Below are 21311 nucleotides of genomic sequence, written 5' to 3' on the forward strand. Positions count from 1 at the left end.
TTTGGGTGGCCTGGCACGTCGTTCTCGAAGATAGTCGACGGGCGTGTGATCCCGGGTCATTTGGGCTGGATGGGCTTCGGGCGTGTTTGGTGACACACTGGGGTGCGTGTTACGAATCGGCCTCACGGGAGGCATTGGAGCTGGAAAGTCCACCGTGTCACGGATCCTCGGCGATCTCGGGGCCGTCGTCGTGGACGCCGACCTGATAGCGCGCGAAGTCGTGGAACCGGGCACCCCCGGACTGGCCGCTCTGGCAGCGGAGTTCGGTCCGGAGATACTGCAGCCCGACGGGCGGCTCGACCGACCGGCCCTGGCTGCCAAGGCGTTCGGTGACGAGGCGGCCCGCGGTCGACTCAACGGCATCTTACATCCCCTGATCGGTGCCCGGACCACCGCGTTGGTCGAATCGGCGCCTCCGGATTCCGTGGTGTTGCAGGACATCCCGCTGCTGGTCGAGGGGCGGATGGGGGCGATGTTCAATTTGGTCGTGGTGGTGTACGTCGACGCCGACGAACGAATCCGCCGTCTCGTCGAACTGCGCGGCATGCCGGAGGACGATGCGCGAGCACGGATCTCGTCTCAGGCGACCGACGAGCAACGTCGCGCCGCCGCCGACGTGTGGCTCGACAACAGCGGTCCGCCCGGCGCACTGGACCCGGCCGTGAAGGCACTGTGGGAGCGGCTGCAGCGATACGCGGAGAACATTGCGAATTCCGTTGCGGTGCGGGTGCCTCCGGTCCTGTCGCAGGCGGACCCGGAGTGGTCGGAGCAGGGGCGGAGGCTGGTCGAGCGGCTGCAATTCGTGTGCGGCGCCGACGCGGTCCGGATCGACCACGTCGGGTCGACCGCGGTGCCGGGCCTCGACGCCAAGGACGTGATCGATCTGCAGGTGACGGTCCGCAGTCTCGAAGCGGCCGACGAGTTGGCGGACCGATTGGCGAGGGCGGGGTTCCCGCGTGTCGATGCGGTGACCGGCGACGACCCGAAGCCGGTCTACGGGATCGGTGGTGAGGCGGATCCATCGTTGTGGGACAAGCGATTCCACGCTTCCGCCGATCCGGGTCGACCGGCGAACGTGCATCTGCGGGTGGACGGCTGGCCGGGGCAGCGCTTTGCGTTGGTGTTCCGGGACTGGCTGCGCGCCGACACGGACGTGCGTGACGAGTACCTGGCGATCAAGCGGACTGCGGAAGCGGCGGCGTCCGGTGAGCCGGACACGGCCGCCGCGACGGAACTGTACGTCGACGCCAAGACCCCGTGGTTCGACACCGCCTACCAGCGGGCCATGGCGTGGGCGGAGAGCACCGGTTGGGACGCGGGCGCGAGCGCCGGCTGACCGGACCGACGGGCCGCGTCAGCGCCAGCTGACCGGCATCCCCTCGGCCGCGAGCCAGGCGTCGAGGTCGTGGCCGTGGGCGGCGATGCCGTCCACGGCCCGGGTTGCGGTCGTGATGGCTCGTTCGGTGGTGCCGGCGTCGAGGAGGCCGGAGGTGTGGGCGGCGAGGAGTTCGTCGACGTCGAGCAGTTCGGTGTCGCGTCCGGTCCGCACCACCAGGTCCAGGTAGTGGTCCTCGGACCGCCACACGCGGTCGCCGCGGGTGAAGTCGCCGATGTCGACGTACCGGTCCTGGTCTCGGGCGTGGTACTGGCGGTAGTGGAAGATCGTCGCCCTCAGTCCCACGTCCGGCAGCAGCCAGGACTCCAGGTAGTGGAAGTGCGGATGATCGGCGTGGCGGGCCATGTACAGGCCCCACGGCTCGACCCGGTAACGCTCGACCTGCCGGATGAATCCCTTCGGGTCGGTGTTCGTGAGGTCGGCGAGGTTGAAGGCCTCGACCTTCGGGGCGTGCACATCCATGCCTGGAACCTATCGCGACCGGCCTCCCGGTGCCTTGCGCCGTGGCGGTGATCGTGTCGGACCCTGCGCCTACCCTGGTGCCATGGCGTTTGCATCCGAGCATCCCGTGGTGGCGCATTCCGAGTTTCGGCCGGTGGGGGAGATCGAGCGATCCGACGGCCGGTTCGAGGTGGTCAGCGAGCATCGGCCTGCCGGTGACCAGCCGCAGGCCATCGCGGAACTGACGCGGCGGCTCGGTGACGGGGAGAAGGACGTGGTGCTGCTGGGCGCCACAGGAACCGGCAAGTCCGCGACGACGGCCTGGCTGATCGAGCGGGTGCAGCGGCCGACGCTGGTGATGGCGCCGAACAAGACCCTCGCCGCGCAGTTGGCGAACGAGTTGCGTGAGATGTTGCCGAACAACGCCGTCGAGTACTTCGTCTCGTATTACGACTACTACCAGCCCGAGGCGTACATCGCGCAGACGGACACCTACATCGAGAAGGACTCGTCGATCAACGACGACGTCGAGCGGCTGCGACACTCCGCCACGTCGAGCCTGCTCTCCCGACGCGACGTCGTCGTGGTCGCCTCGGTGTCGTGCATCTACGGTCTCGGTACGCCGCAGTCGTACCTGGACCGCTCGATCCAACTCGACGTCGGGGTGGAGGTGCCGCGGGACTCTCTGCTGCGGCTGCTGGTGGACGTGCAGTACAACCGCAACGACGTCGCGTTCACCCGCGGCTCCTTCCGGGTGCGCGGTGACACCGTCGAGATCATCCCGTCGTACGAGGAACTGGCGGTGCGAATCGAGTTCTTCGGTGACGAGGTGGAGGCGCTGTACTACCTCCATCCGCTGACCGGGGACGTGGTGCGGCAGGTCGACACGGTGCGGATCTTCCCCGCGACCCACTACGTTGCCGGTCCGGAGCGGATGGAACGCGCGGTCCGGGACATCGAGGTCGAGCTCGAGGAACGCCTGGCGGACCTGGAGAACCGGGGCAAGCTGCTGGAGGCGCAGCGGCTGCGGATGCGCACCAACTACGACATCGAGATGATCAAACAGGTCGGGTTCTGCTCGGGCATCGAGAACTACTCGCGGCACATCGACGGCCGGCCCGCCGGGTCGGCGCCGGCGACGCTGATCGACTACTTCCCCGAGGACTTCCTGCTCGTCATCGACGAGTCGCATGTGACGGTCCCGCAGATCGGGGCCATGTACGAGGGCGACATGTCCCGTAAACGCAACCTCGTCGAGTACGGCTTCCGGTTGCCGTCCGCCACCGACAACCGCCCGCTCACCTGGGAGGAGTTCACGCAGCGGATCGGGCAGACGGTCTACCTGTCCGCGACCCCCGGGTCGTACGAGCTGGGGCAGGCGGGCGGCGAGTTCGTCGAGCAGGTGATCCGGCCGACCGGTCTGGTGGACCCGGAGGTCGTGGTCAAGCCGACCAAGGGTCAGATCGACGACCTGGTGCACGAGATCCGCGAGCGCGCCGAGCGCGACGAGCGGGTCCTGGTCACGACCCTGACCAAGAAGATGTCCGAGGATCTCACCGACTACCTCCTCGAACTCGGCATCCGGGTGCGGTATCTGCATTCCGACATCGACACCCTGCGCCGCGTCGAACTGCTCCGGCAGCTGCGGCTGGGTGAGTACGACGTGCTGGTGGGTATCAACCTGCTCCGTGAGGGACTCGACCTGCCGGAGGTGTCGCTGGTGGCGATCCTCGACGCGGACAAGGAAGGCTTCCTGCGCAGCACCACCAGCCTGATCCAGACGATCGGCCGCGCCGCCCGCAACGTGTCCGGCCAGGTGCACATGTACGCGGACAAGATCACCGACTCGATGGCCAGGGCCATCGAGGAGACCGAACGGCGCCGCGAGAAGCAGATCGCCTACAACACCGAGATGGGCGTCGACCCGCAGCCGCTACGCAAGAAGATCGCAGACATCCTCGACCAGGTGTACGAGGAGGCCGACGACACCGACGTCGAGATCGGCGGGTCGGGGCGCAACGCCAGCCGTGGTCGCCGTGCCCAGGGCGAGGCCGGCCGGGCAGTCAGCGCCGGGGTCTACGAGGGCAGGGACGTGAAGTCGATGCCGCGCGCGGAACTGGCCGATCTGGTCAAGGAGCTCACTGACCAGATGATGAACGCGGCCCGCGACCTGCAGTTCGAGTTGGCGGGTCGGCTCCGCGACGAGATCGCGGACCTGAAGAAGGAACTGCGCGGCATGGATGCGGCCGGATTGCAGTAGGCGGAACCGACGTTCGGAGCGGCGTGCGGGGCGTTACGGGAGCCGTGGCGGACCCGAACGGCCGCCGCGGCCGTCGCGATAGCGCGGTGCACCACGGGCGGGCAGGCCGTCGACAGGGGAGCGCGTCGGCGCGGGAGGCGATGTGCTCTCAGGTGGGGCGCGACCAGGTGGACAGCGTTGCCACCTCGCTGCCCGGATCGACGAGCACCTTCGCGTGCACGTCGGCGCGCTCGAGCACGTCGAATGCGGAGGGCACGCCCGCGAGACCGACAGTGCCCGTCACCAGCGGGCTCGCATCAACCTTGCCGTCGGCCAGCAGGTGGAGGGTGTCGTGGAACTCCAGCGGCGTGTAGCCCAGAACGAACCGCAGATCGAGCTCCTTGTTGACGGCCATCGCGGGCCGCAGCCTGTCCTCGCTCATGCATACCCCGACCACGACGACGCGCGTTGCCAGCGGGGCCGCGGCGAGGATGCCCTCCAGCATGCCGGGCACACCGACGCACTCGAACACGATCGGGTGGGGTTGGTCGGCCAGCCCGATCGCCTGGGCCGCGCGGTTCACGTACGCCCAGCCGGGCAGCTTGCGCAGGCGGTCCATGGTGTCGACTGCGTAGTCGAGTAGTTCCGGTGCCGAGAATCTCCAGCCGCGAGCACCTGCTGCGTGCCAGGGTGAATCGACGGCCGGGTCGACGACGACGTCGGCCCCACACTCGGTCGCCAAGGCGCGACGTCCGGGGGAGAAGTCGCTGGCCACCACTGTTCGCACGCCCCTGGCCTTGAGGTGACACACCACGGCCAGTCCCACCGGGCCGCAGCCGAGAACGACGCCGACGTCCCTGCGTCCGATCTCGCTGCGGCGCACCGCGTGATGCGCCACCGCCATGGGCTCGGTCAGTGCTGCGATCTCGCTGTCGAGGCCGTCGGGGACGGCGAACGACAGCGACGCCTCGACCAGGACCTTGTCGGCAAATGCCCCCGGAGCGAGCGGGGACAGCCCGGTCGGGTGTGTTCCCCCTCGGGCCCGCACGAGCGGGAACGACACCACCCGGGTGCCCTCGGTGAAGGACTTCCCGGCGCCGGCGCCGCGCTCGACGACCTCGCCGCAGAACTCGTGACCCAACACCGTCGGGGAGTCGGATCGGATGGTGTGGTGATAGTCGAGTTCGTCCATCACCCCGGCGAGTTCGTCCGCGTGTCTGCGTGCGTGGAGGTCGGAGCCGCAGATGCCGGCTCGGAGAACGTTCAGCACGAGTTGGCCCCGGTCCGGATTCGGGTCCGGCAGTTCGACGATCGCGAGTTCCCCGCGGGCACACCGTACGGCCCTCACACGGCACCGCCGATGCGTGCGCGGTCGCGATGCGCGGACTCGCCATCGGCCCGACGGGGAGCGAATACGGCCAGGAGATCTTGGAGAGGAGGCACGATCTCTCGCTTTTCGTTCGGTGCCGACGGTGAAATGCGTCGGCCGGCTGTCGGAGCCTGGGTGACTTCGAGTTTCCCGCCGTCGACGTCGGTGCGCAACCGTGCCTGGTCGAACACCGGTGACGCCGGGACTCAGCTGGTGATGTCCTTGCGCGCGAACCACCACCAGGCGGCGACCGCGAAGGCGGTGCCGTAGGCGAGCGCGGCGAACGAGCCGACGACGATGTCGTGCCAGTCGACCGTCGGTGCGAGGAATCGGGTCCAGGCGAAGGAGAAGTGCCCGGGGAGGTAGTCCCGCCAGTGGCCGAGCGCGGTGATCTGGTCGAGGATCTGCACCAGGATCGAGACCATCACCGTGCCGCCCACGGCACCGAGCGGGGCGTCGGTGAGCACGGACAGCAGCAGTGCCAGCCCGGCCACCCAGATCAGGTTGACCGCGACGTACCCGAGGGCGAGCGCGAGGCGGCCGATCGCCTCGCCGTAGCCGAGCGAGTCGCCGAACGGGGTGACCAGCGGTGCGGTGCCGTACGACACGGTGCCCACCGTCAACGCGACCACGACGAGCAGCAGCAGGGCCGCAATCGACAGGACCGCCGAGACGATCGCCTTCTGCTGCAGCAGCCGGCTGCGCGGAACCGGAATGGCCAGCAGGTAGCGCAGCGACGACCAGGACGCCTCGCTGGCGATCGCGTCGCCGAAGAACAGCGCGACGACCACGATCAGCAGGAAGCCGACGGACATCAGCAGGGTGAACACGGTGAAGTTGACCCCGCCCCGGGTGGCGAGTTCGATCAGATCGGTTGCGCCGGAATCGGATCCGGAACCGCCGATCGCGAACGCGAGGACCAGGATCAGAGGCAACACGGCCAGGAATCCCAATGCGAGGTGGGTGCGGCGGCGCTTGCATTGCCGCACCAACTCGGTGCGCAACGGCAGCGTCCGCCCGGCCCGGTATCCCGGCGCACGGCCGTCCGCCGGGATCGCGACCTCGTCGGAGCGGGATCGTCCGATGCTCACGGTGCCTCCTCTCGATGATCCGACGTGTGCACCAACCGCAGGAACACGTCCTCCAGGCGGGTGGTCCGGGCCACGCGTCGGACCGCGACACCCGCGCCGACCAGTGCTCGCACCGCGTCAGCGGTATCGGTCTCCCCGAGGTCCACGCGAACCCGGTCGTCGTCGACCCGGTGCACGGGCGTGCCGAGAGCGGCGAGTGCGTCTGCGGCCGCGTCGGCGTCGTCGACGCGCAGTTCGGTGGCGCCCTGCGCGGAGGTGAACTCCTCGACGGTGCCGGCGGCGATCACCCGGCCGTGGTTCATCACCACCACGTCGGTGCAGGTCTGCTCGACCTCCGCCAGCAGGTGACTGGACACCAGGACCGTCCGGCCGCCCCGGGCATAGTTCACCAGGACCTCCCGCATGGTCGCGATCTGCGGCGGGTCGAGCCCGTTGGTCGGCTCGTCGAGCACCAGCAGGTCGGGTAGGCCGAGCATCGCCTGCGCCAGCGCGAGCCGTTGCCGCATCCCCTGGCTGTACGAGCGGACCTTGCGGGTCACCGCGTCGCCGAGGTCGGCGATTTCGAGCGCCTCGTCCATCCGGGCCTCGGACTCCGGACGCCCCGTGGCGGCCCAGTACAGGCGCAGGTTGTCGATCCCGCTCAGGTGCGGCAGCAGACCGGATCCCTCGACGAACGACCCGAGCCGGGACAGCACCGGAGCGCCCGGCGTCACCCGGTGTCCGAAGACGCGGATCTCGCCCGCGGTCGGGGTGATCAACCCCATGAGCATCCGCAGCGTCGTCGTCTTGCCCGCACCGTTCGGTCCGAGCAGGCCCAGCACCTGGCCCCGTCGCACCGTGAAGTCGACGCCGTCGACCGCGCGGAACCCGGTGCCGTACGTCTTGCGCAACCCGGTGACGACGAGCGGGGTGCCGACGAGTGCCGGGTCGACCTCCGCGACCGCACGGCGCCGGGACCGCAGCACCCCGATCGTCACCAGCGCGCCGATCCCGGCGAGGATCACGCCGATGCCCACGAGCGGGGCCACGGGGATCGCCCGACTGGACGACGACGCGGCCACACTGGGCACGGACAGGGTGCCGTCGGTGAGGGCGATCGTGAAGCGAGCCGGGGACAGCGGGTTCGCGTACGCCTGGTCGGTGGTGGTCACCGCCAGCTCCAGGTGATGTCCCTCCGGTACCTGGTGGCTGACGGCAGGAAGCGTCACGGACAGTGGAATCTGTTGCCCGGCAGGAGTATCCGGAATCCTGATTGCGGAGACGGCGCCCCCGGGCAGCACGTGACGCCCCTGGGGCGACACGTCGTACAACTTCGCGTACAGCACCGCCTCGCCCGGCGGAGCGGACGCGGTGACACTCAACTGCGCGGTGGAGGTGCCGGTGACGGTCACCGGACGGTCCAGCGGAGCGGTGGCGAAGCGGGCCGTCTGTCCCGGGGGATCGGTCGACAATCCGGTCGCCTGCCCCGCGACGGCGAGCAGGTCCGCCGCCGAGCCCAGACCCGGCACCGACGAAACCGCAGCCGGTGACGCTCCCGGAGGCCGGTCAACGGTCTGCGGTGGCCCGGACAGGGCCAGCTGCTCACGCGGAACAGGGGCAGCGCTCGCGGTCAGGCCCGGATAGCTCGGTGCGGTCATTCGGCGGTAGGACGGCCGATCGCCGCCGCTCGTCCCGGGCAGCGTGAACACGAACGGCAACTCGCGGTCAGTCGAGGTGCCGCTCGAGTCGCCGCTCAGCTGCGCGGTGAGGAACCGGGCGGCCGAGGCCCGGCTGCTCGGCGAGTCGCCGCCGGCGTCGTGCCCGCCGGGGAACCACCGCACCTGCACATCGGTGCCGGACGCGGCGATCTGCCGTGCCGTCGCGTCGGCCTGGTCGAGGCCGAACAGGGTGTCCTGCTCGCCCTGCAGGAGCAGCGTCGGCGCGGTGATGTGCTCGGCCAGCGCCGCGGGGGAGTGGGCGCGCAGCAGCGCCAACAGTTCCGGTGTCGGCAGGCCCGTCACCGCCGCGGAACCGTAGGCGAGGCAGATCGACGGGTCGAAGCGTCCGCAGGCGTCGGCGCCCGGGGTCCCCGCCCCGGACACCCCGGCCCCGAAGAAGATCCCGGCCCACCCGCGCTTGAGGACGCCGGGGCCGCCGTACCCGGCGTCGGCCGGAGTCGCGGCCGGTTCGTGCCCGGGTCGGAGGCCGTGGTTCGGGAACAGGGCCTGGCCGAGGTCGTTCCAGGTGATCGCCGCGGCCACCGCATCGATCCGAGGGTCGCTGCCGGCGAGCATCAGCGCCAGCGCGCCGCCGTAGGACGCGCCCGTCACTCCGATCCGGGGATCGCCGACCCCGTCCAGTTCGACCTCCGGCCGCGCGGCCAGCCAGTCGACGAGGGCCCGCGCATCGGCCACCTCGCGATCCGGGTCGTTCAGCGAGATCGTGCCGGTGCTGGCGCCGAATCCGCGGGCGCTGTACGCCAGGACCACGACCCCGTCGGCGGCGAGGTTCCGGGCCTGGTCCGCCAGGGTGTCCTTGGATCCGCCGAACCCGTGCGCGAGCAGAACGGCGGGCGCGGGCGTGTGCTGAGGCAGGTACAGGCTCGCATCGATGTTCACCTCGCCGGTGGCGCCCCGTGCTTCGGCGGTGGTGACCCGCACGTCGGAGGTGGTGACGCCGGGCCGGCGGTCCGCCCGGTACAGGCCGGTGCCGACTCCCGCGACGACCAGTAGCACCACGGTCACGACGGCCGCGACCCGCGGTGCGCGCGACCGGGTCGGAGACATGAGATCCAATCTAGTCAGACACGACAGATGTGGCTTGGCCCGCAATTCCCCCGCGCGGGACGGGCATCCGACTAGGGTTGCGGCGAGCAGCCGGGTTCTCCGACGCGGTTTCGCGCGGTGACCGGCGACGACCAACGCGCCACCGGGGACGGTGGGGCATGCGACAACCGGAGGAATGAATGAGTGCCTACCGCACCATCGTCGTGGGGACCGATGGCTCGGATTCGTCGCTGAAGGCGGTGGACAAGGCCGCGGCGCTTGCGCGCGACGCGGACGCCAAGCTCGTCATCGCCTGCGCGTACCACCCCGCGGATCCGAAGGACATCGAAGCGGCGCAGGACACGCTCGGTGAGGACGCCTACCAGATCACGGGTTCCGCGCCGACCGACGAGATCCTGCGCACGGCGCGAGAGCGCGCCCACGCGGTCGGGGCCGCGAACATCGTGGAGCGGGCCATCGTCGGCGCCCCCGTGGATTCGCTGCTCGGTCTGGTCGACGAGGTGAGCGCGGATCTGCTGGTGGTCGGAAACCGGGGGCTGAACACCCTGACCGGCCGGCTGCTCGGCTCGGTGCCGTCCGACGCCGCCCGAAAGTCGACCTGCGACGTTCTGATCGTTCACACCGTTCGTTGAGTGCGCCCTTCGCGTGCGCCCTTCGCGTGCGCCGGCAGCGTGCCGGCGCACGCGAAGGCGTTTCGCGTGCATGCCCACGCACGCGCCGGTCTTCTATTGCACCGCAACCAGTTTGGACAGGACGTCGGGCAGGGGCCGGGCGTGCACGACGCCGAGGCGTTGTGTCGCCCGTGTCAGTGCGACGTACAGATCGTTCATTCCGCGCGGTGACGAGTCCACGATCAGCGCGGGTTCGACGATGATCACCACGTCGAACTCGAGTCCCTTCGCCTCGCGGACCGACAGCACGCTGACCGAATCGCCGTGCAGGTCACGGAACTCGTCCACGCCCTCCTCGCTGGTGATCACCGCGACCAGCCCCGGACCGGTCTCCGCGGCGACCCTGCGGCGCACCTCCACCGCCACGTCACCTGCCGGGGCCCGGTGTGCCCATGGCTGGTTCCCGGAGTCGCGCACCGACCGCGGCACCGCCTGCTGCGGGTCGATCGCCGCAAGCACGTCCTGCGCGACCGTCATGATCTCCGACGGCGTGCGGTAGTTCACCGTCAACTCGGTCAGCTTCCAGCGGCTGGCGACGTACGGCTCGAGCGCGGTCTGCCACGACGAGCTGCCCGCCAGATCCCCGGTCTGCGCGGTGTCGCCGACGAGGGTCATCCAGCGATTCGGGATGCGCCGCATCAGCATTCGCCAGGCCATCGCCGAGAGCTCCTGGGCCTCGTCGACGATGACGTGACCGAATGTCCAGGTCCGGTCGGCCGCCGCGCGTTCGGCGGCCGTCAACTGCTGCCGCATCTCGTGCCGCTGCGCGAGCTGGCTCGCGTCGACCAGGTCGTACGCCATCAGGATCTCGGGGTCGAGATCGTCCTCGAGGTCCTGGGGTGCGGAGCCGGTGAGGATGTCGAGTGCACCCTGCGCGTCGGCGATCTGCGCACGCCACTGCCGCGCCGCCCGCTCACGTTCGGCGGCGTCGTCGATTCCGAGCAGTTCGGCCAGTTCGTCGAGCAAGGGGGCGTCGGCGGCGCTGAACCCGGTGTGGCGCCTCCGGTGCAGCAGCGCCCGCTGCTCCGCGGTGAGGTCGGTGGCCGCGGACGCCAGTCGCTCGTCGGACTGCAGCAGATCCGTGAGCACCTGCTGCGGCGTCAGGTGCGGCCACAGCTCGTCGATCGCGGCCATCAACTCGGTGTCGGTCCGCATCTCGTCCCGGATGTCGGCGACGTCGTCGCGGCTGAGCAGGTTCGCCCCGCCGAGCACATTCGCTCCGAGAGTCGCCGCGAACTGGTCGGCGAGCGCCTCGATCACCGCGGAGACGAAGATCGGCCGGGCCAGGTTGTGGGGACGCCGCGACGATCGCGCGCGGCCCCGGGCCCGGGTGACGATCTTGCGGTCGAGGGTGACCGTGTAGGTGTCGAACGGCAGGGTGACCGGCGTGCGCGGCACCAACTGTCGGTCCCGGACCGCCTGTTTGAGTACCGCCACCATGTCCAGCGAACCCTTGATCTCGCCGGCCTCCAGCGAATCCTGCTGCGTGGCAACCACCCCGGGATACATGTCGCCGATCGTGGACAGCAGGACACCGGTCTCACCGAGTGACGGCAGCACCTGCCCGATGTAGTCGAGGAAGGTCGCGTTCGGCCCGACGATCAGCACCCCGGACTTCGCCAGCTGCTGCCGGTAGGTGTACAGCAGGTATGCGGCACGGTGCAGTGCGACCGCGGTCTTCCCGGTGCCCGGGCCCCCCTGGACCACCATCACCGACTTGTGGGTCGAGCGGATGATCGCGTCCTGTTCGGACTGGATGGTCTCCACGATGTCGGTCATCTGCCCGGTGCGGGCCGCGTTCAGCGCCGCCAACAGTGCGCTCTCGCCGGCCACGCCGCCGTCGTCCGAGACGACACCGGCCCGCTGCGCTGCGGCCAGGTCGAGGTACTCGTCGCCCAGACCCGTCACCGTGCGGCTGCGGGTGCGGATGTGCCTGCGCCGCGTCACACCCTCCGGGGACGCCGTGGTGGCGAGGTAGAACGGCCGGGCCAACGGCGCCCGCCAGTCCAGCAACAGCGTCTCGTAGTCGTTGTCCTCGTCGAGGATGCCCACGCGGCCGATGTACCGGTGGCCGTCGCCGTCTGCCGCGTCCGGGTCGAGATCGATGCGACCGAAGCACAGGCCGTTCTCCGCGGCGTCGTACTTGGCGATGTCCTCGGTGTACATCTGGGTGAAGGACTCGCGTTCGCTGCGGGCCTGCGGTGTGCCCCCGGTTTGCAGCAGCACCGTCGCCAGGCGGGACTTGGCGTACTCGCGCAGTCCGTCGAGGCGGTCGTACAACATCGTCAGGTACTGCTGTTCGCGCTCTCGGTCGGCGTGGACCTCGTCGGGCAAGTGATCTCCTCGGGCGGAAACACGGGCAAAAAGGGCCCAGTGATTCTAATCGCCCGGGCGGATGTCCGCAGAAACGCCTGCTCGACGCGCACCGAATCGCCATCGGGTCTGATTGAACGGGCCCTTGCCGAAACCGAACGCCGTGACCGGCGCGACCCGGTACACCAGGGCAGGTCCGCCGCCGCCGCGGAACCCGTCGGTCGTCACCTCGAATCGCCACTGCGGCCCGTACTTCGCCACGTAGGCGTCGGCGATGCGCAGCAGGGTGGGGACGTCACGGTCCGGTTCGGCGTACCCCTCGACGACCACGTCGAAACCCTCCGCGTAGGAGTTGTTTCCGGTGGTGAGCGCGACCGCCGGGTTGTGGCGCAGGTTCAGCGCCTTGCGTTCACCGGGGCCGGTGCAGAAGTGCAGTGCCTCGTCCATCCAGACACCGATCAGCGGCGTGACGTGCGGTCGGCCGTCGGGACGCACAGTCGTGATCCAGTAGAGCTCCGCGTCGGTGAGGACCTGGCGGCCCCACGCCCAGCTCACCGCCACGGTCCCCGGCTCGCTGTACCGGGTGTCGAACTCGGTGATCGGCTCGGTCATCGGTTGCCCCTCTCACTCGGTGGGCCACGGCGGCACGTGGCGCCGGCGGGTCAGCTCACCAGCCGCGCTCCTGCCACTCGGCGAGGAACGGTCGCTCGGCGCCGATCGTGGTGTCGCGGCCGTGTCCGGGATAGACGACCGTGTCGTCCGGGAACCGCTCGAACAGCTTGGTCGTCACGTCGCGGTACAGGGAGTCGAACTTCTGCGCGTCCGCCGTCTTGCCGACACCACCGGGGAAGAGGGAATCCCCCGTGAACAGGTGCACCTGGCCGGAGGCGGGGTCGGTGAGCGCGAGCGCGATCGACCCGTCGGTGTGACCGGAAAGGTGAATCACCTCGAGTGCGAGCCTGCCCACCTCGACGAGGTCGCCGTCGGTGACGGTGCGGGCCGGCACCACCGGCAGTGCCGGGGCGTCGAGGGGGTGGGCGATGGTGGGTGCGCCTGTCGCCGCGGCCACGTCCGCGAGCGCGAGCCAGTGGTCGGGGTGCTGATGGGTGGTCACGATCGAACCGAGATGCGGAGCCGCGGTCGCGAGCAGGCTGGTCAGCCGGTCCGCCTCGTTCGCCGCGTCGATGAGCAGGGACTCCCCGGTGCCCGCATCCACCACGAGGTAGGCGTTGTTGTCCATCGGGCCCACCGAGATCTTCGTGATCGTGGCGTCCGCGATCGTGCGGCGCTGTGGGTCGGCGCCCTGCGTCAGCACCCCGGTGTAGTGGTCGTCGATGTGCATCTGCTGCCGTTCCATGAGGGGAGGCTACCGTCGCGGCGGCCTCCGCGGGGTCCGGGAGCGCGCGTCGTGTCCGATCCGACGCCCGCGTCGGTGTGAACTGCGATGCCCGCGTCGTATCACCTGCGACGCCCGCGTCGGCGCGGAGTCGTGTCGGACAGTCGGCCTACCATGTGGACGGCCGTGAACTCCACACAGGACTCGGCGTGAGAAAGGATCGAGAGTGGCAGACCGCCTGATCGTGCGAGGGGCGCGTGAGCACAACCTGCGGGGGATCGACATCGATCTGCCGCGCGACAGTCTGATCGTCTTCACCGGCCTTTCCGGTTCGGGCAAGTCCTCGCTCGCCTTCGACACCATCTTCGCGGAAGGGCAGCGGCGGTACGTGGAGTCGCTGTCCGCGTACGCCCGGCAGTTCCTCGGGCAGATGGACAAGCCGGACGTCGACTTCATCGAGGGCCTGTCGCCGGCCGTGTCGATCGACCAGAAGTCGACGAACCGCAACCCCCGTTCGACGGTGGGAACCATCACCGAGGTCTACGACTACCTCCGCCTGCTCTATGCGCGTGCCGGTACACCGCACTGCCCGGCCTGCGGCGAGCGGATCGCCAAGCAGACCCCGCAGCAGATCGTCGACCAGGTGCTGGCCATGGAGGAGGGAACCCGGTTCCAGGTCCTCGCACCCGTCGTCCGCACCCGCAAGGGCGAGTTCGTCGACCTGTTCGAGCAGCTGAACACGCAGGGCTACGCCCGCGTTCGGATCGACGGCGTCGTGCACCAGCTGACCGATCCGCCGAAGCTCAAGAAGCAGGAGAAGCACGACATCGAGGTGGTGGTGGACCGCCTCACCGTCAAGGCGAGCTCCAAGCAGCGGCTCACCGACTCGATCGAGACCGCACTTCGGCTGGCCGACGGCATCGTGGTCCTGGACTTCGTCGACCGGGAGGAGGACGCGACCGATCGTGAGCGTCGCTTCTCCGAGAACCTGGCCTGCCCGAACGGGCACCCCCTCGCGATCGACGACCTCGAGCCGCGGTCGTTCTCCTTCAACTCGCCGTACGGTGCCTGCCCCGAATGCACCGGCCTCGGTATCCGGAAGGAGGTCGATCCGGACCTGGTGGTGCCGGATCCCGAGTTGAGCCTCGCCGACGGCGCGATCGCGCCCTGGTCGATGGGGCAGACCTCCGAGTACTTCGGTCGGCTCCTGTCCGGCCTGGCCGACGTGATGGGCTTCGACGTGGACGCCCCCTGGAAGGAACTGCCCGCCAAGGCGCGCAAGGCGGTGCTCGAGGGCAGCGAACACCAGGTGCACGTCAAGTACAAGAACCGGTACGGCCGCACCCGCTCCTACTACGCCGAGTTCGAGGGCGTGATGCCCTTCCTGCACCGGCGGCTCGAACAGACCGAGTCGGAGCAGATGAAGGAACGTTACGACGGGTACATGCGCGACGTACCGTGCCCGGCCTGCAACGGCACCCGGCTGCGGCCGGAGATCCTGTCGGTGACCATCGAGGCCGGCGAGCACGGCCGCATGTCGATCGCCGAGGTCGCGGAGCTGTCGATCGCCGACTGTTCCCGCTTCCTGAACTCGCTGACTCTCGGTGCCCGCGAGGAGGCGATCGCCGGTCAGGTGCTCAAGGAGGTGCAGGCGCGGCTCGGCTTCCTCCTCGACGTCGGCCTGGAGTACCTGTCGCTGTCGCGTGCCGCGGGCACCCTGTCCGGCGGCGAGGCCCAGCGCATCCGGCTCGCCACCCAGATCGGATCCGGGCTCGTCGGCGTCCTGTACGTGCTCGACGAGCCGTCCATCGGCCTGCATCAGCGAGACAACCGCCGACTGATCGAGACGCTGACGCGTCTGCGGGACCTCGGCAACACCCTGATCGTCGTCGAGCACGACGAGGACACGATTCGCACCTCCGACTGGGTCGTCGACATCGGGCCGCTCGCCGGCGAGCACGGTGGTCGGGTGGTGCACAGTGGCCCGTACGCGGAACTGCTCACCTGTGAGGAGTCACTGACCGGTGCCTACCTCTCGGGCCGGTCCTCGATCGACGTTCCCCTGGTGCGCCGGGCCGTCGACAAGAAGCGGCAGGTCACCGTCGTCGGGGCCAAGGAACACAACCTCCAGGACATCGACGTCAGCTTCCCGCTCGGGGTGCTGACCTCGGTCACGGGTGTGTCCGGGTCCGGCAAGTCGACGCTCGTGAACGACATCCTCGCCACGGTGATGGCGAACAAGCTCAACGGGGCGCGCCAGGTGCCCGGCCGTCACACCCGGGTCAACGGGCTGGACCAGCTGGACAAGCTCGTCCAGGTGGATCAGTCGCCGATCGGGCGCACCCCGCGGTCCAACGCCGCCACCTACACCGGCGTGTTCGACAAGATCCGCACCCTGTTCGCGCAGACGACCGAGGCGAAGGTTCGCGGCTACCAGCCGGGCCGGTTCTCGTTCAACGTCAAGGGCGGCCGGTGCGAGGCGTGCTCCGGCGACGGCACCCTGAAGATCGAGATGAACTTCCTCCCCGACGTGTACGTGCCGTGCGAGGTCTGCCACGGGGCCCGGTACAACCGGGAGACCCTCGAGGTGCACTACAAGGGCAAGACGATCGCCGAGGTCCTGGACATGTCGATCGAGGAGGCTGCGGAGTTCTTCGAGCCGATCACCTCGATTCACCGTTACCTGGAAACGTTGGTCCGGGTCGGTCTCGGCTACGTGCGACTCGGGCAGCCGGCGCCCACCTTGTCCGGCGGCGAGGCGCAACGCGTCAAGCTCGCCGCGGAACTGCAGAAGCGCTCCACCGGCCGGACCGTCTACATCCTGGACGAACCGACCACCGGCCTGCACTTCGAGGACATCCGCAAGCTGCTCGGCGTCGTGAACGGTCTGGTCGACAAGGGCAACACCGTCATCGTCATCGAGCACAACCTCGACGTGATCAAGACGTCCGACTGGATCGTCGACATGGGTCCCGAGGGCGGCTCGGGCGGTGGGACGGTGGTCGCGCAGGGCACGCCGGAGGAGATCGCGGTGGTCCCGGCGAGCTACACGGGACGGTTCCTGCGCGAGGTTCTCGACGCGGCACCGGTGGCGGCCCCCGCACCGGCGAAGCGGAAGCGCGCGCCGCGGAAGGCTGCCGCGAAGGTGTGACGGTCCTGTATACGGATCAGGGCCGGAACCGCACTGCGGTTCCGGCCCTGATCCGTCGCGACGGATGTGTCAGACGGTGCCGGTGGTGCCGCCGCCGGTGGACGAACCGCCGGCGATCAGCGAGTTGACGATGTTGGCAAGGGCGCCGAAGAGGCCGTCGATGTCTCCGGAGTTGATCATGGATGTCTCCTTGATGGTGATGTACTGACCCGACCGAGGCGCGTGCTGCGCCGGCCGGCTGTTGCCGGATCGATCAGATACCGCGCCCCCGCTTGGCCTGCGGGTTTCCCGACGACGGCTTCGGCGATGATCCCCCGATCGCAGTGACCACTCGAGGATCGGATCCCGTTCTTGCGTAGCGGAACCCGGCCTCCATGTGGTGCCCTCCACTGCATTCGCGACCTTTGTACACGAGCGTTCCGGTCGGCCGTCCAGGTTTCGGGGAAAACGAAACCGCCACCGCGATGTGAAGTGCCTCACATCGCGGTGGCGGTTTCCGAGTGGTTCAGTAGACCGGGCCGGTGAACTTCTCGCCGGGGCCCTTGCCGGGCTCGTCGGGGTGTGCGGACGCCTCGCGGAATGCCCGTTGCAGGGCCTGGAGGCCCTCGCGGATCGGTCCGGCGTGCGGCCCGAGGTACTCGACAGAGGCCGTGACCAGGCCGGCGAGGGCGGTGATGACGCGCCGGGCTTCGTCGAGGTCGATGTTCGCGCTGTCGGTGTGGTCGTCCGCGGCAAGGCCGAGCTTCTCGGCGGCGGAGCTCATCAGCATGACGGCCGCCCGGCTGATCACCTCGACCGCGGGGACGTCCGCCAGTTCGCGGACTTCGGTGCTGTCTTCCCCTGTGTGCGATGCGTCTGTCATGGCTGCTAGACTTCCATACACGACCGCCCCTGACGACGTCGGGGGCAGCAAGTGGAGTCCGACTCCCACCGCTGTTCCGCGAAGCATATTCGCAGGTCAACGGTTCCGGTCACTCGGGTGTTGGTACCTGGCCGCACAGGCCTGGTGCGTTCGATCCGAGGTTCCCGTGAGGGGCGTGGGTGGCGCGTGTGCAGGTGTACACGACGCTGCGGCACGTGATCGGTCGACATCGGACCCCGCCTGGAGAGATCCAGCCGGGGTTCTTTTGTTGGGGACGTGGGCAGGCGGGCTGCGGGCGGTCAGGACGACCACGCCGCTCTACCTAGGAGGCCCCATCAGCACTGAGACTCGCATCAACGAGCGCATCCGCGTACCCGAGGTCCGCCTTGTCGGACCGGGAGGTGAGCAGGTTGGCATCGTGCGTGTTGAAGATGCACTCCGCTTGGCTCAGGACGCCGACCTCGACCTGGTCGAGGTTGCGCCCGACGCGCGTCCGCCGGTGTGCAAGATCATGGACTACGGCAAGTTCAAGTACGAGGCCGCGCAGAAGGCGCGCGAATCGCGCAAGAACCAGCAGCAGACCGTGATCAAGGAGCAGAAGCTTCGCCCGAAGATCGACGATCACGACTACGAGACCAAGAAGCGCAATGTCGTGCGGTTCCTCGAGGCCGGATCCAAGGTCAAGGTCACGATCATGTTCCGCGGACGCGAGCAGTCCCGTCCCGAGTTGGGCTTCCGCCTCCTGCAGCGGCTCGGTGCCGATGTCGCCGACCTCGGCTTCATCGAGACGTCCGCGAAGCAGGACGGCCGCAACATGACGATGGTGCTGGCACCGCACAAGGGTGCCAAGACCCGCGTCAAGGCGCAGGAGCAGGCACAGCGTGGCGCTCGTCCGCAGGCGCCCGCACAGCCGGCGCCCGCACAGTCGGCAGCACCTGCCGAGGCGCAGGCGCCCGCCGCGGAGCCGCAGACGCCCGACACGCCCGCGAGCTGACAGACCAGCACGTAGTACGCAGCAGTAGAAGAAACAGAAACTGAGGACTCCATGCCCAAGAACAAGAGCCACAGCGGCACCTCGAAGCGATTCAAGGTGTCCGGCAGCGGCAAGATCCTGCGCCAGAAGGCCGGGCGTCGCCACCTGCTCGAGCACAAGGCCACCAAGGTCACCCGTCGCCTCGACGGCGTCGCCGTGGTCGACAAGGCCGACGTTCCCCGCGTCAAGCGCCTGCTCGGCATCTGATTCGACCTTCTCCATTACCTCTCGGGAGCGTCCAGGCGGTCCCGACCGATTGACAGGATTTTTCAGTGGCACGCGTCAAGAGGGCAGTCAACGCCCAGAAGAAGCGCCGTTCCGTTCTCGAGGCCTCCAGCGGCTACCGCGGCCAGCGGTCGCGCCTGTACCGCAAGGCCAAGGAGCAGCAGCTCCACTCGATGACCTACGCGTACCGGGACCGCCGCGCGCGCAAGGGTGACTTCCGCAAGCTGTGGATCTCGCGCATCAACGCCGCCGCCCGCGCGAACGACATCACCTACAACCGCTTCATCCAGGGCCTGAAGGCCGCGGGTGTCGAGGTGGACCGCAAGATCCTCGCCGAGCTCGCCGTCTCCGACGCCGAGGCGTTCGCCGGCCTGGTCGCGGTCGCGAAGGCCGCGCTGCCGGCCGACGTGAACGCTCCCGCCGGGGAAGCGGCCTGAGCAAGCCGATCCAGGAACGACCCGTGGACCCGTTCACCGAGCGGACGCCACGGGTCGTTTCTGCTGTCAAGCTGCTGCGTGGCGCGGAACGGCGCAAGACTGGACGGTTCCTGGCCGAGGGCGCGAATTCGGTGACCGCCGCTCTCGACACCGAACGGATCGAGGAACTGTTCGTCACCGCGGACGCCTCGGTGCGGCATGCCGCGCTGGTGGAACGGGCGCTCGCACAGCGAGTGCGCGTGTCCCCGGTGACCGACCGGGCGGCGAAGGCGCTGGGGGACACCGTCACGCCGCCGGGCCTGGTCGCCGTCTGCCGGACCGTCGACGTTCCGCTCGCCACTGCGCTGGGGGCGCGACCGCGCCTGCTGGCGGTACCGGTCGCGATCAGCGACCCCGGCAACGCCGGGACCGTGATCCGGGTCGCCGACGCGGTCGGCGCCGACGCGGCGATCCTCGCGGGCGACAGCGTCGACCCGCACAATGGCAAGTGCGTGCGCTCGTCCGCGGGCAGTGTGTTCCACCTGCCGATCGCTCGGGAACGGGACACCGACACGGTCCTCGCCGCGGTCGCCGCGGCCGGGGTGCAGGTGCTGGCGACCGCCGCGGACGGTGAGGTGGACCTCGACGCAGCCGACGATTTGCTGGCCCGTCCGACGGCCTGGCTGTTCGGTAACGAGGCGCACGGACTGGACCCGGACCTCGCCGCGCGGGCGGACCACCGCGTGCGAATTCCGATTCGTGGTCGGGCCGAGTCGCTGAACTTGGCGACCGCGGCAGCGATCTGCCTGTACGCGAGCGCGCGGGTGCAGCACGGGGCATCCGAGCCGACAACCTAGAATCGACGCGCGATCAGAACCGAACACGAGGAGTTTCACGAGCCGTGGCCAAGAACGAGGGCGACAGTGCACCGATCATCGACGCGCAGGCGCTGAGCGAGGAGTCGCTCGCCGAGGCTGCCGGCGCTGCAGAGCAGGCGTTTGCCGGGGCCTCGGATCTGGATGCGCTGGCGAAGGCGAAGATCGACCACCTCGGCGACAAGGCGCCGTTGTCGCTCGTGCGGCGGGCGCTCGGGGCCCTGCCCGGCAAGGAGAAGGCCGACGCGGGCAAGCGTGTCAATGCGGCCCGCACCCGGGCGAGTGCCGCCTACGAGGCGCGCAAGGAGATCCTCCTCGCCGAGCGTGACGCGGCGGTGCTGGTTGCCGAGTCGATCGACGTGACCCTGCCCGCCGGACGCCGCGCCGTCGGGGCCAGGCATCCGATCACGATCATCTCCGAGCAGGTCACCGACGTGTTCGTGGCGATGGGCTGGGAGGTTGCAGAGGGGCCCGAGGTCGAGACCGAGCACTTCAACTTCGACGCACTGAACTTCCTGCCCGACCATCCGGCCCGCACGATGCAGGACACCTTCCACATCGCGCCGGAGGGCTCGCGTCAGGTGCTGCGCACTCACACCTCCCCGGTGCAGGTGCGATCGATGCTCTCGCGGGACCTGCCGCTGTACGTGGTGTGCCCGGGCCGCACGTTCCGCACCGACGAGCTGGATGCGACGCACACCCCGGTCTTCTCCCAGATCGAGGGCCTCGCGGTCGACAAGGGGCTGACCATGGCGCACCTGCGTGGCACCCTGGACGCGTTCGCTCGCGCGCTGTTCGGCCCCGACACGCGAACCCGGATGCGCCCCAACTACTTTCCGTTCACCGAGCCGTCGGCCGAGGTGGATGTCTGGTTCCCGGGCAAGAAGGGTGGCGCCGGCTGGGTCGAGTGGGGTGGCTGCGGCATGGTGAACCCGAACGTGTTGCGGGCCAGTGGTATCGACCCCGACGAGTACAGCGGCTTCGCGTTCGGCATGGGTCTGGAGCGGACCCTGCAGTTCCGCAACGGCATCCCTGACATGCGCGACATCGTCGAGGGCGACGTGCGGTTCACGCTGCCCTTCGGTGTCCAGGCCTGACGAACTTCAACGACTGAGCCGAGAACGAGAG

At 69.2% G+C, this 21311-nt stretch carries 17 protein-coding genes; 9 read left to right on the forward strand and 8 right to left on the reverse strand.

The genetic code is table 11. The features are described 5' to 3' along the window. Positions 1-106: 106 nt before the first annotated feature. Positions 107-1336, forward strand: coding sequence for a dephospho-CoA kinase (gene coaE / locus ACWDUM_RS19300; RefSeq protein WP_450116424.1), 1230 nt, complete (start codon positions 107-109; stop codon positions 1334-1336). 18 nt (positions 1337-1354) lie between these two features. Here coaE and ACWDUM_RS19305 read toward each other — a convergent pair whose 3' ends face one another. Beyond that, a complete protein-coding gene (locus ACWDUM_RS19305; protein ID WP_450135161.1) occupies positions 1355-1858 on the reverse strand; it encodes a DUF402 domain-containing protein in 504 nt (167 codons plus the stop codon). 82 nt (positions 1859-1940) lie between these two features. On the opposite strand from ACWDUM_RS19305, the gene uvrB reads away from it, so the two are divergent. Next, positions 1941-4097, forward strand: coding sequence for an excinuclease ABC subunit UvrB (uvrB, locus tag ACWDUM_RS19310; protein ID WP_450135162.1), 2157 nt, complete (start codon positions 1941-1943; stop codon positions 4095-4097). A gap of 148 nt (positions 4098-4245) precedes the next feature. Here uvrB and ACWDUM_RS19315 read toward each other — a convergent pair whose 3' ends face one another. From ACWDUM_RS19315 to ACWDUM_RS19325, 3 genes are all read right to left on the reverse strand, one after another. Continuing rightward, the gene (locus ACWDUM_RS19315) at positions 4246-5424 is read right to left on the reverse strand and encodes a zinc-binding dehydrogenase (RefSeq protein ID WP_450135163.1); all 1179 of its coding nucleotides are present in this window, start codon (positions 5422-5424) and stop codon (positions 4246-4248) included. Between the two features lie 227 nt (positions 5425-5651). Beyond that, a complete protein-coding gene (locus ACWDUM_RS19320; RefSeq protein ID WP_450135164.1) occupies positions 5652-6536 on the reverse strand; it encodes an ABC transporter permease in 885 nt (294 codons plus the stop codon). Next, positions 6533-9301: an alpha/beta fold hydrolase gene (locus ACWDUM_RS19325; protein ID WP_450135165.1), complete on the reverse strand. Its 2769-nt coding sequence runs from the start codon at positions 9299-9301 to the stop codon at positions 6533-6535. Before ACWDUM_RS19325 ends, ACWDUM_RS19320 begins: the two co-directional genes overlap by 4 nt. A gap of 179 nt (positions 9302-9480) precedes the next feature. On the opposite strand from ACWDUM_RS19325, the gene ACWDUM_RS19330 reads away from it, so the two are divergent. After that, the gene (locus tag ACWDUM_RS19330; RefSeq protein ID WP_450116418.1) at positions 9481-9933 is read left to right on the forward strand and encodes a universal stress protein; all 453 of its coding nucleotides are present in this window, start codon (positions 9481-9483) and stop codon (positions 9931-9933) included. Positions 9934-10026: 93 nt separating this feature from the next. Here the strand turns inward: ACWDUM_RS19330 and ACWDUM_RS19335 are convergent, their stop codons facing one another. The 3 genes from ACWDUM_RS19335 to ACWDUM_RS19345 form a co-directional block, all read right to left on the reverse strand. Then, complete coding sequence (locus ACWDUM_RS19335) at positions 10027-12255, reverse strand: HelD family protein (protein WP_450116429.1); 2229 nt, start codon at positions 12253-12255, stop codon at positions 10027-10029. Positions 12256-12351: 96 nt separating this feature from the next. Further along, on the reverse strand, positions 12352-12897 hold the full coding sequence (locus ACWDUM_RS19340) for a pyridoxamine 5'-phosphate oxidase family protein (RefSeq protein WP_450135166.1): 546 nt from the start codon (positions 12895-12897) through the stop codon (positions 12352-12354). Positions 12898-12952: 55 nt separating this feature from the next. Beyond that, positions 12953-13642 (reverse strand): MBL fold metallo-hydrolase, encoded by a 690-nt coding sequence (locus ACWDUM_RS19345; RefSeq protein WP_450116416.1) that lies wholly within the window; start codon positions 13640-13642, stop codon positions 12953-12955. A 205-nt stretch (positions 13643-13847) separates the two neighbouring features. On the opposite strand from ACWDUM_RS19345, the gene uvrA reads away from it, so the two are divergent. Continuing rightward, positions 13848-16772 carry an excinuclease ABC subunit UvrA gene (gene uvrA, locus ACWDUM_RS19350; protein ID WP_450135167.1) on the forward strand — a complete coding sequence of 975 codons (2925 nt, stop codon included), beginning with the start codon at positions 13848-13850 and terminating at the stop codon, positions 16770-16772. A 505-nt stretch (positions 16773-17277) separates the two neighbouring features. Here uvrA and ACWDUM_RS19355 read toward each other — a convergent pair. Further along, positions 17278-17634, reverse strand: a complete 357-nt coding sequence (locus ACWDUM_RS19355) for a DUF1844 domain-containing protein (RefSeq protein WP_450116414.1) — start codon at positions 17632-17634, stop codon at positions 17278-17280. A 289-nt stretch (positions 17635-17923) separates the two neighbouring features. Between ACWDUM_RS19355 and infC the strand changes: the two genes are divergently transcribed. From infC to pheS, 5 genes are all read left to right on the forward strand, one after another. Beyond that, the gene (gene infC, locus ACWDUM_RS19360) at positions 17924-18628 is read left to right on the forward strand and encodes a translation initiation factor IF-3 (protein ID WP_450116428.1); all 705 of its coding nucleotides are present in this window, start codon (positions 17924-17926) and stop codon (positions 18626-18628) included. Between the two features lie 51 nt (positions 18629-18679). Continuing rightward, the gene (gene rpmI / locus ACWDUM_RS19365) at positions 18680-18874 is read left to right on the forward strand and encodes a 50S ribosomal protein L35 (protein WP_007531459.1); all 195 of its coding nucleotides are present in this window, start codon (positions 18680-18682) and stop codon (positions 18872-18874) included. 65 nt (positions 18875-18939) lie between these two features. Next, positions 18940-19329, forward strand: coding sequence for a 50S ribosomal protein L20 (gene rplT, locus ACWDUM_RS19370; RefSeq protein WP_450135168.1), 390 nt, complete (start codon positions 18940-18942; stop codon positions 19327-19329). A gap of 23 nt (positions 19330-19352) precedes the next feature. Continuing rightward, complete coding sequence (locus ACWDUM_RS19375) at positions 19353-20165, forward strand: TrmH family RNA methyltransferase (protein ID WP_450135169.1); 813 nt, start codon at positions 19353-19355, stop codon at positions 20163-20165. 44 nt (positions 20166-20209) lie between these two features. Then, positions 20210-21280, forward strand: coding sequence for a phenylalanine--tRNA ligase subunit alpha (pheS, locus tag ACWDUM_RS19380; protein ID WP_450116411.1), 1071 nt, complete (start codon positions 20210-20212; stop codon positions 21278-21280). The last annotated feature ends 31 nt before the right edge of the window (positions 21281-21311 follow it).

Source organism: Rhodococcus sp. NPDC003322 (assembly GCF_053589555.1).

What these genes read in the sequence shown, in the direction of transcription:
- ACWDUM_RS19325 (WP_450135165.1), bottom strand. Translation starts at nt 9,301, where the DNA reads ATGTCTCCGACCCGGTCGCGCGCACCGCGGGTCGCGGCCGTCGTGACC.
- uvrB (WP_450135162.1), top strand. Translation starts at nt 1,941, where the DNA reads ATGGCGTTTGCATCCGAGCATCCCGTGGTGGCGCATTCCGAGTTTCGG.
- ACWDUM_RS19305 (WP_450135161.1), bottom strand. Translation starts at nt 1,858, where the DNA reads ATGGATGTGCACGCCCCGAAGGTCGAGGCCTTCAACCTCGCCGACCTC.
- ACWDUM_RS19330 (WP_450116418.1), top strand. Translation starts at nt 9,481, where the DNA reads ATGAGTGCCTACCGCACCATCGTCGTGGGGACCGATGGCTCGGATTCG.
- ACWDUM_RS19340 (WP_450135166.1), bottom strand. Translation starts at nt 12,897, where the DNA reads ATGACCGAGCCGATCACCGAGTTCGACACCCGGTACAGCGAGCCGGGG.
- rpmI (WP_007531459.1), top strand. Translation starts at nt 18,680, where the DNA reads ATGCCCAAGAACAAGAGCCACAGCGGCACCTCGAAGCGATTCAAGGTG.
- ACWDUM_RS19345 (WP_450116416.1), bottom strand. Translation starts at nt 13,642, where the DNA reads ATGGAACGGCAGCAGATGCACATCGACGACCACTACACCGGGGTGCTG.
- ACWDUM_RS19335 (WP_450116429.1), bottom strand. Translation starts at nt 12,255, where the DNA reads ATGTTGTACGACCGCCTCGACGGACTGCGCGAGTACGCCAAGTCCCGC.
- ACWDUM_RS19355 (WP_450116414.1), bottom strand. Translation starts at nt 17,634, where the DNA reads ATGACAGACGCATCGCACACAGGGGAAGACAGCACCGAAGTCCGCGAA.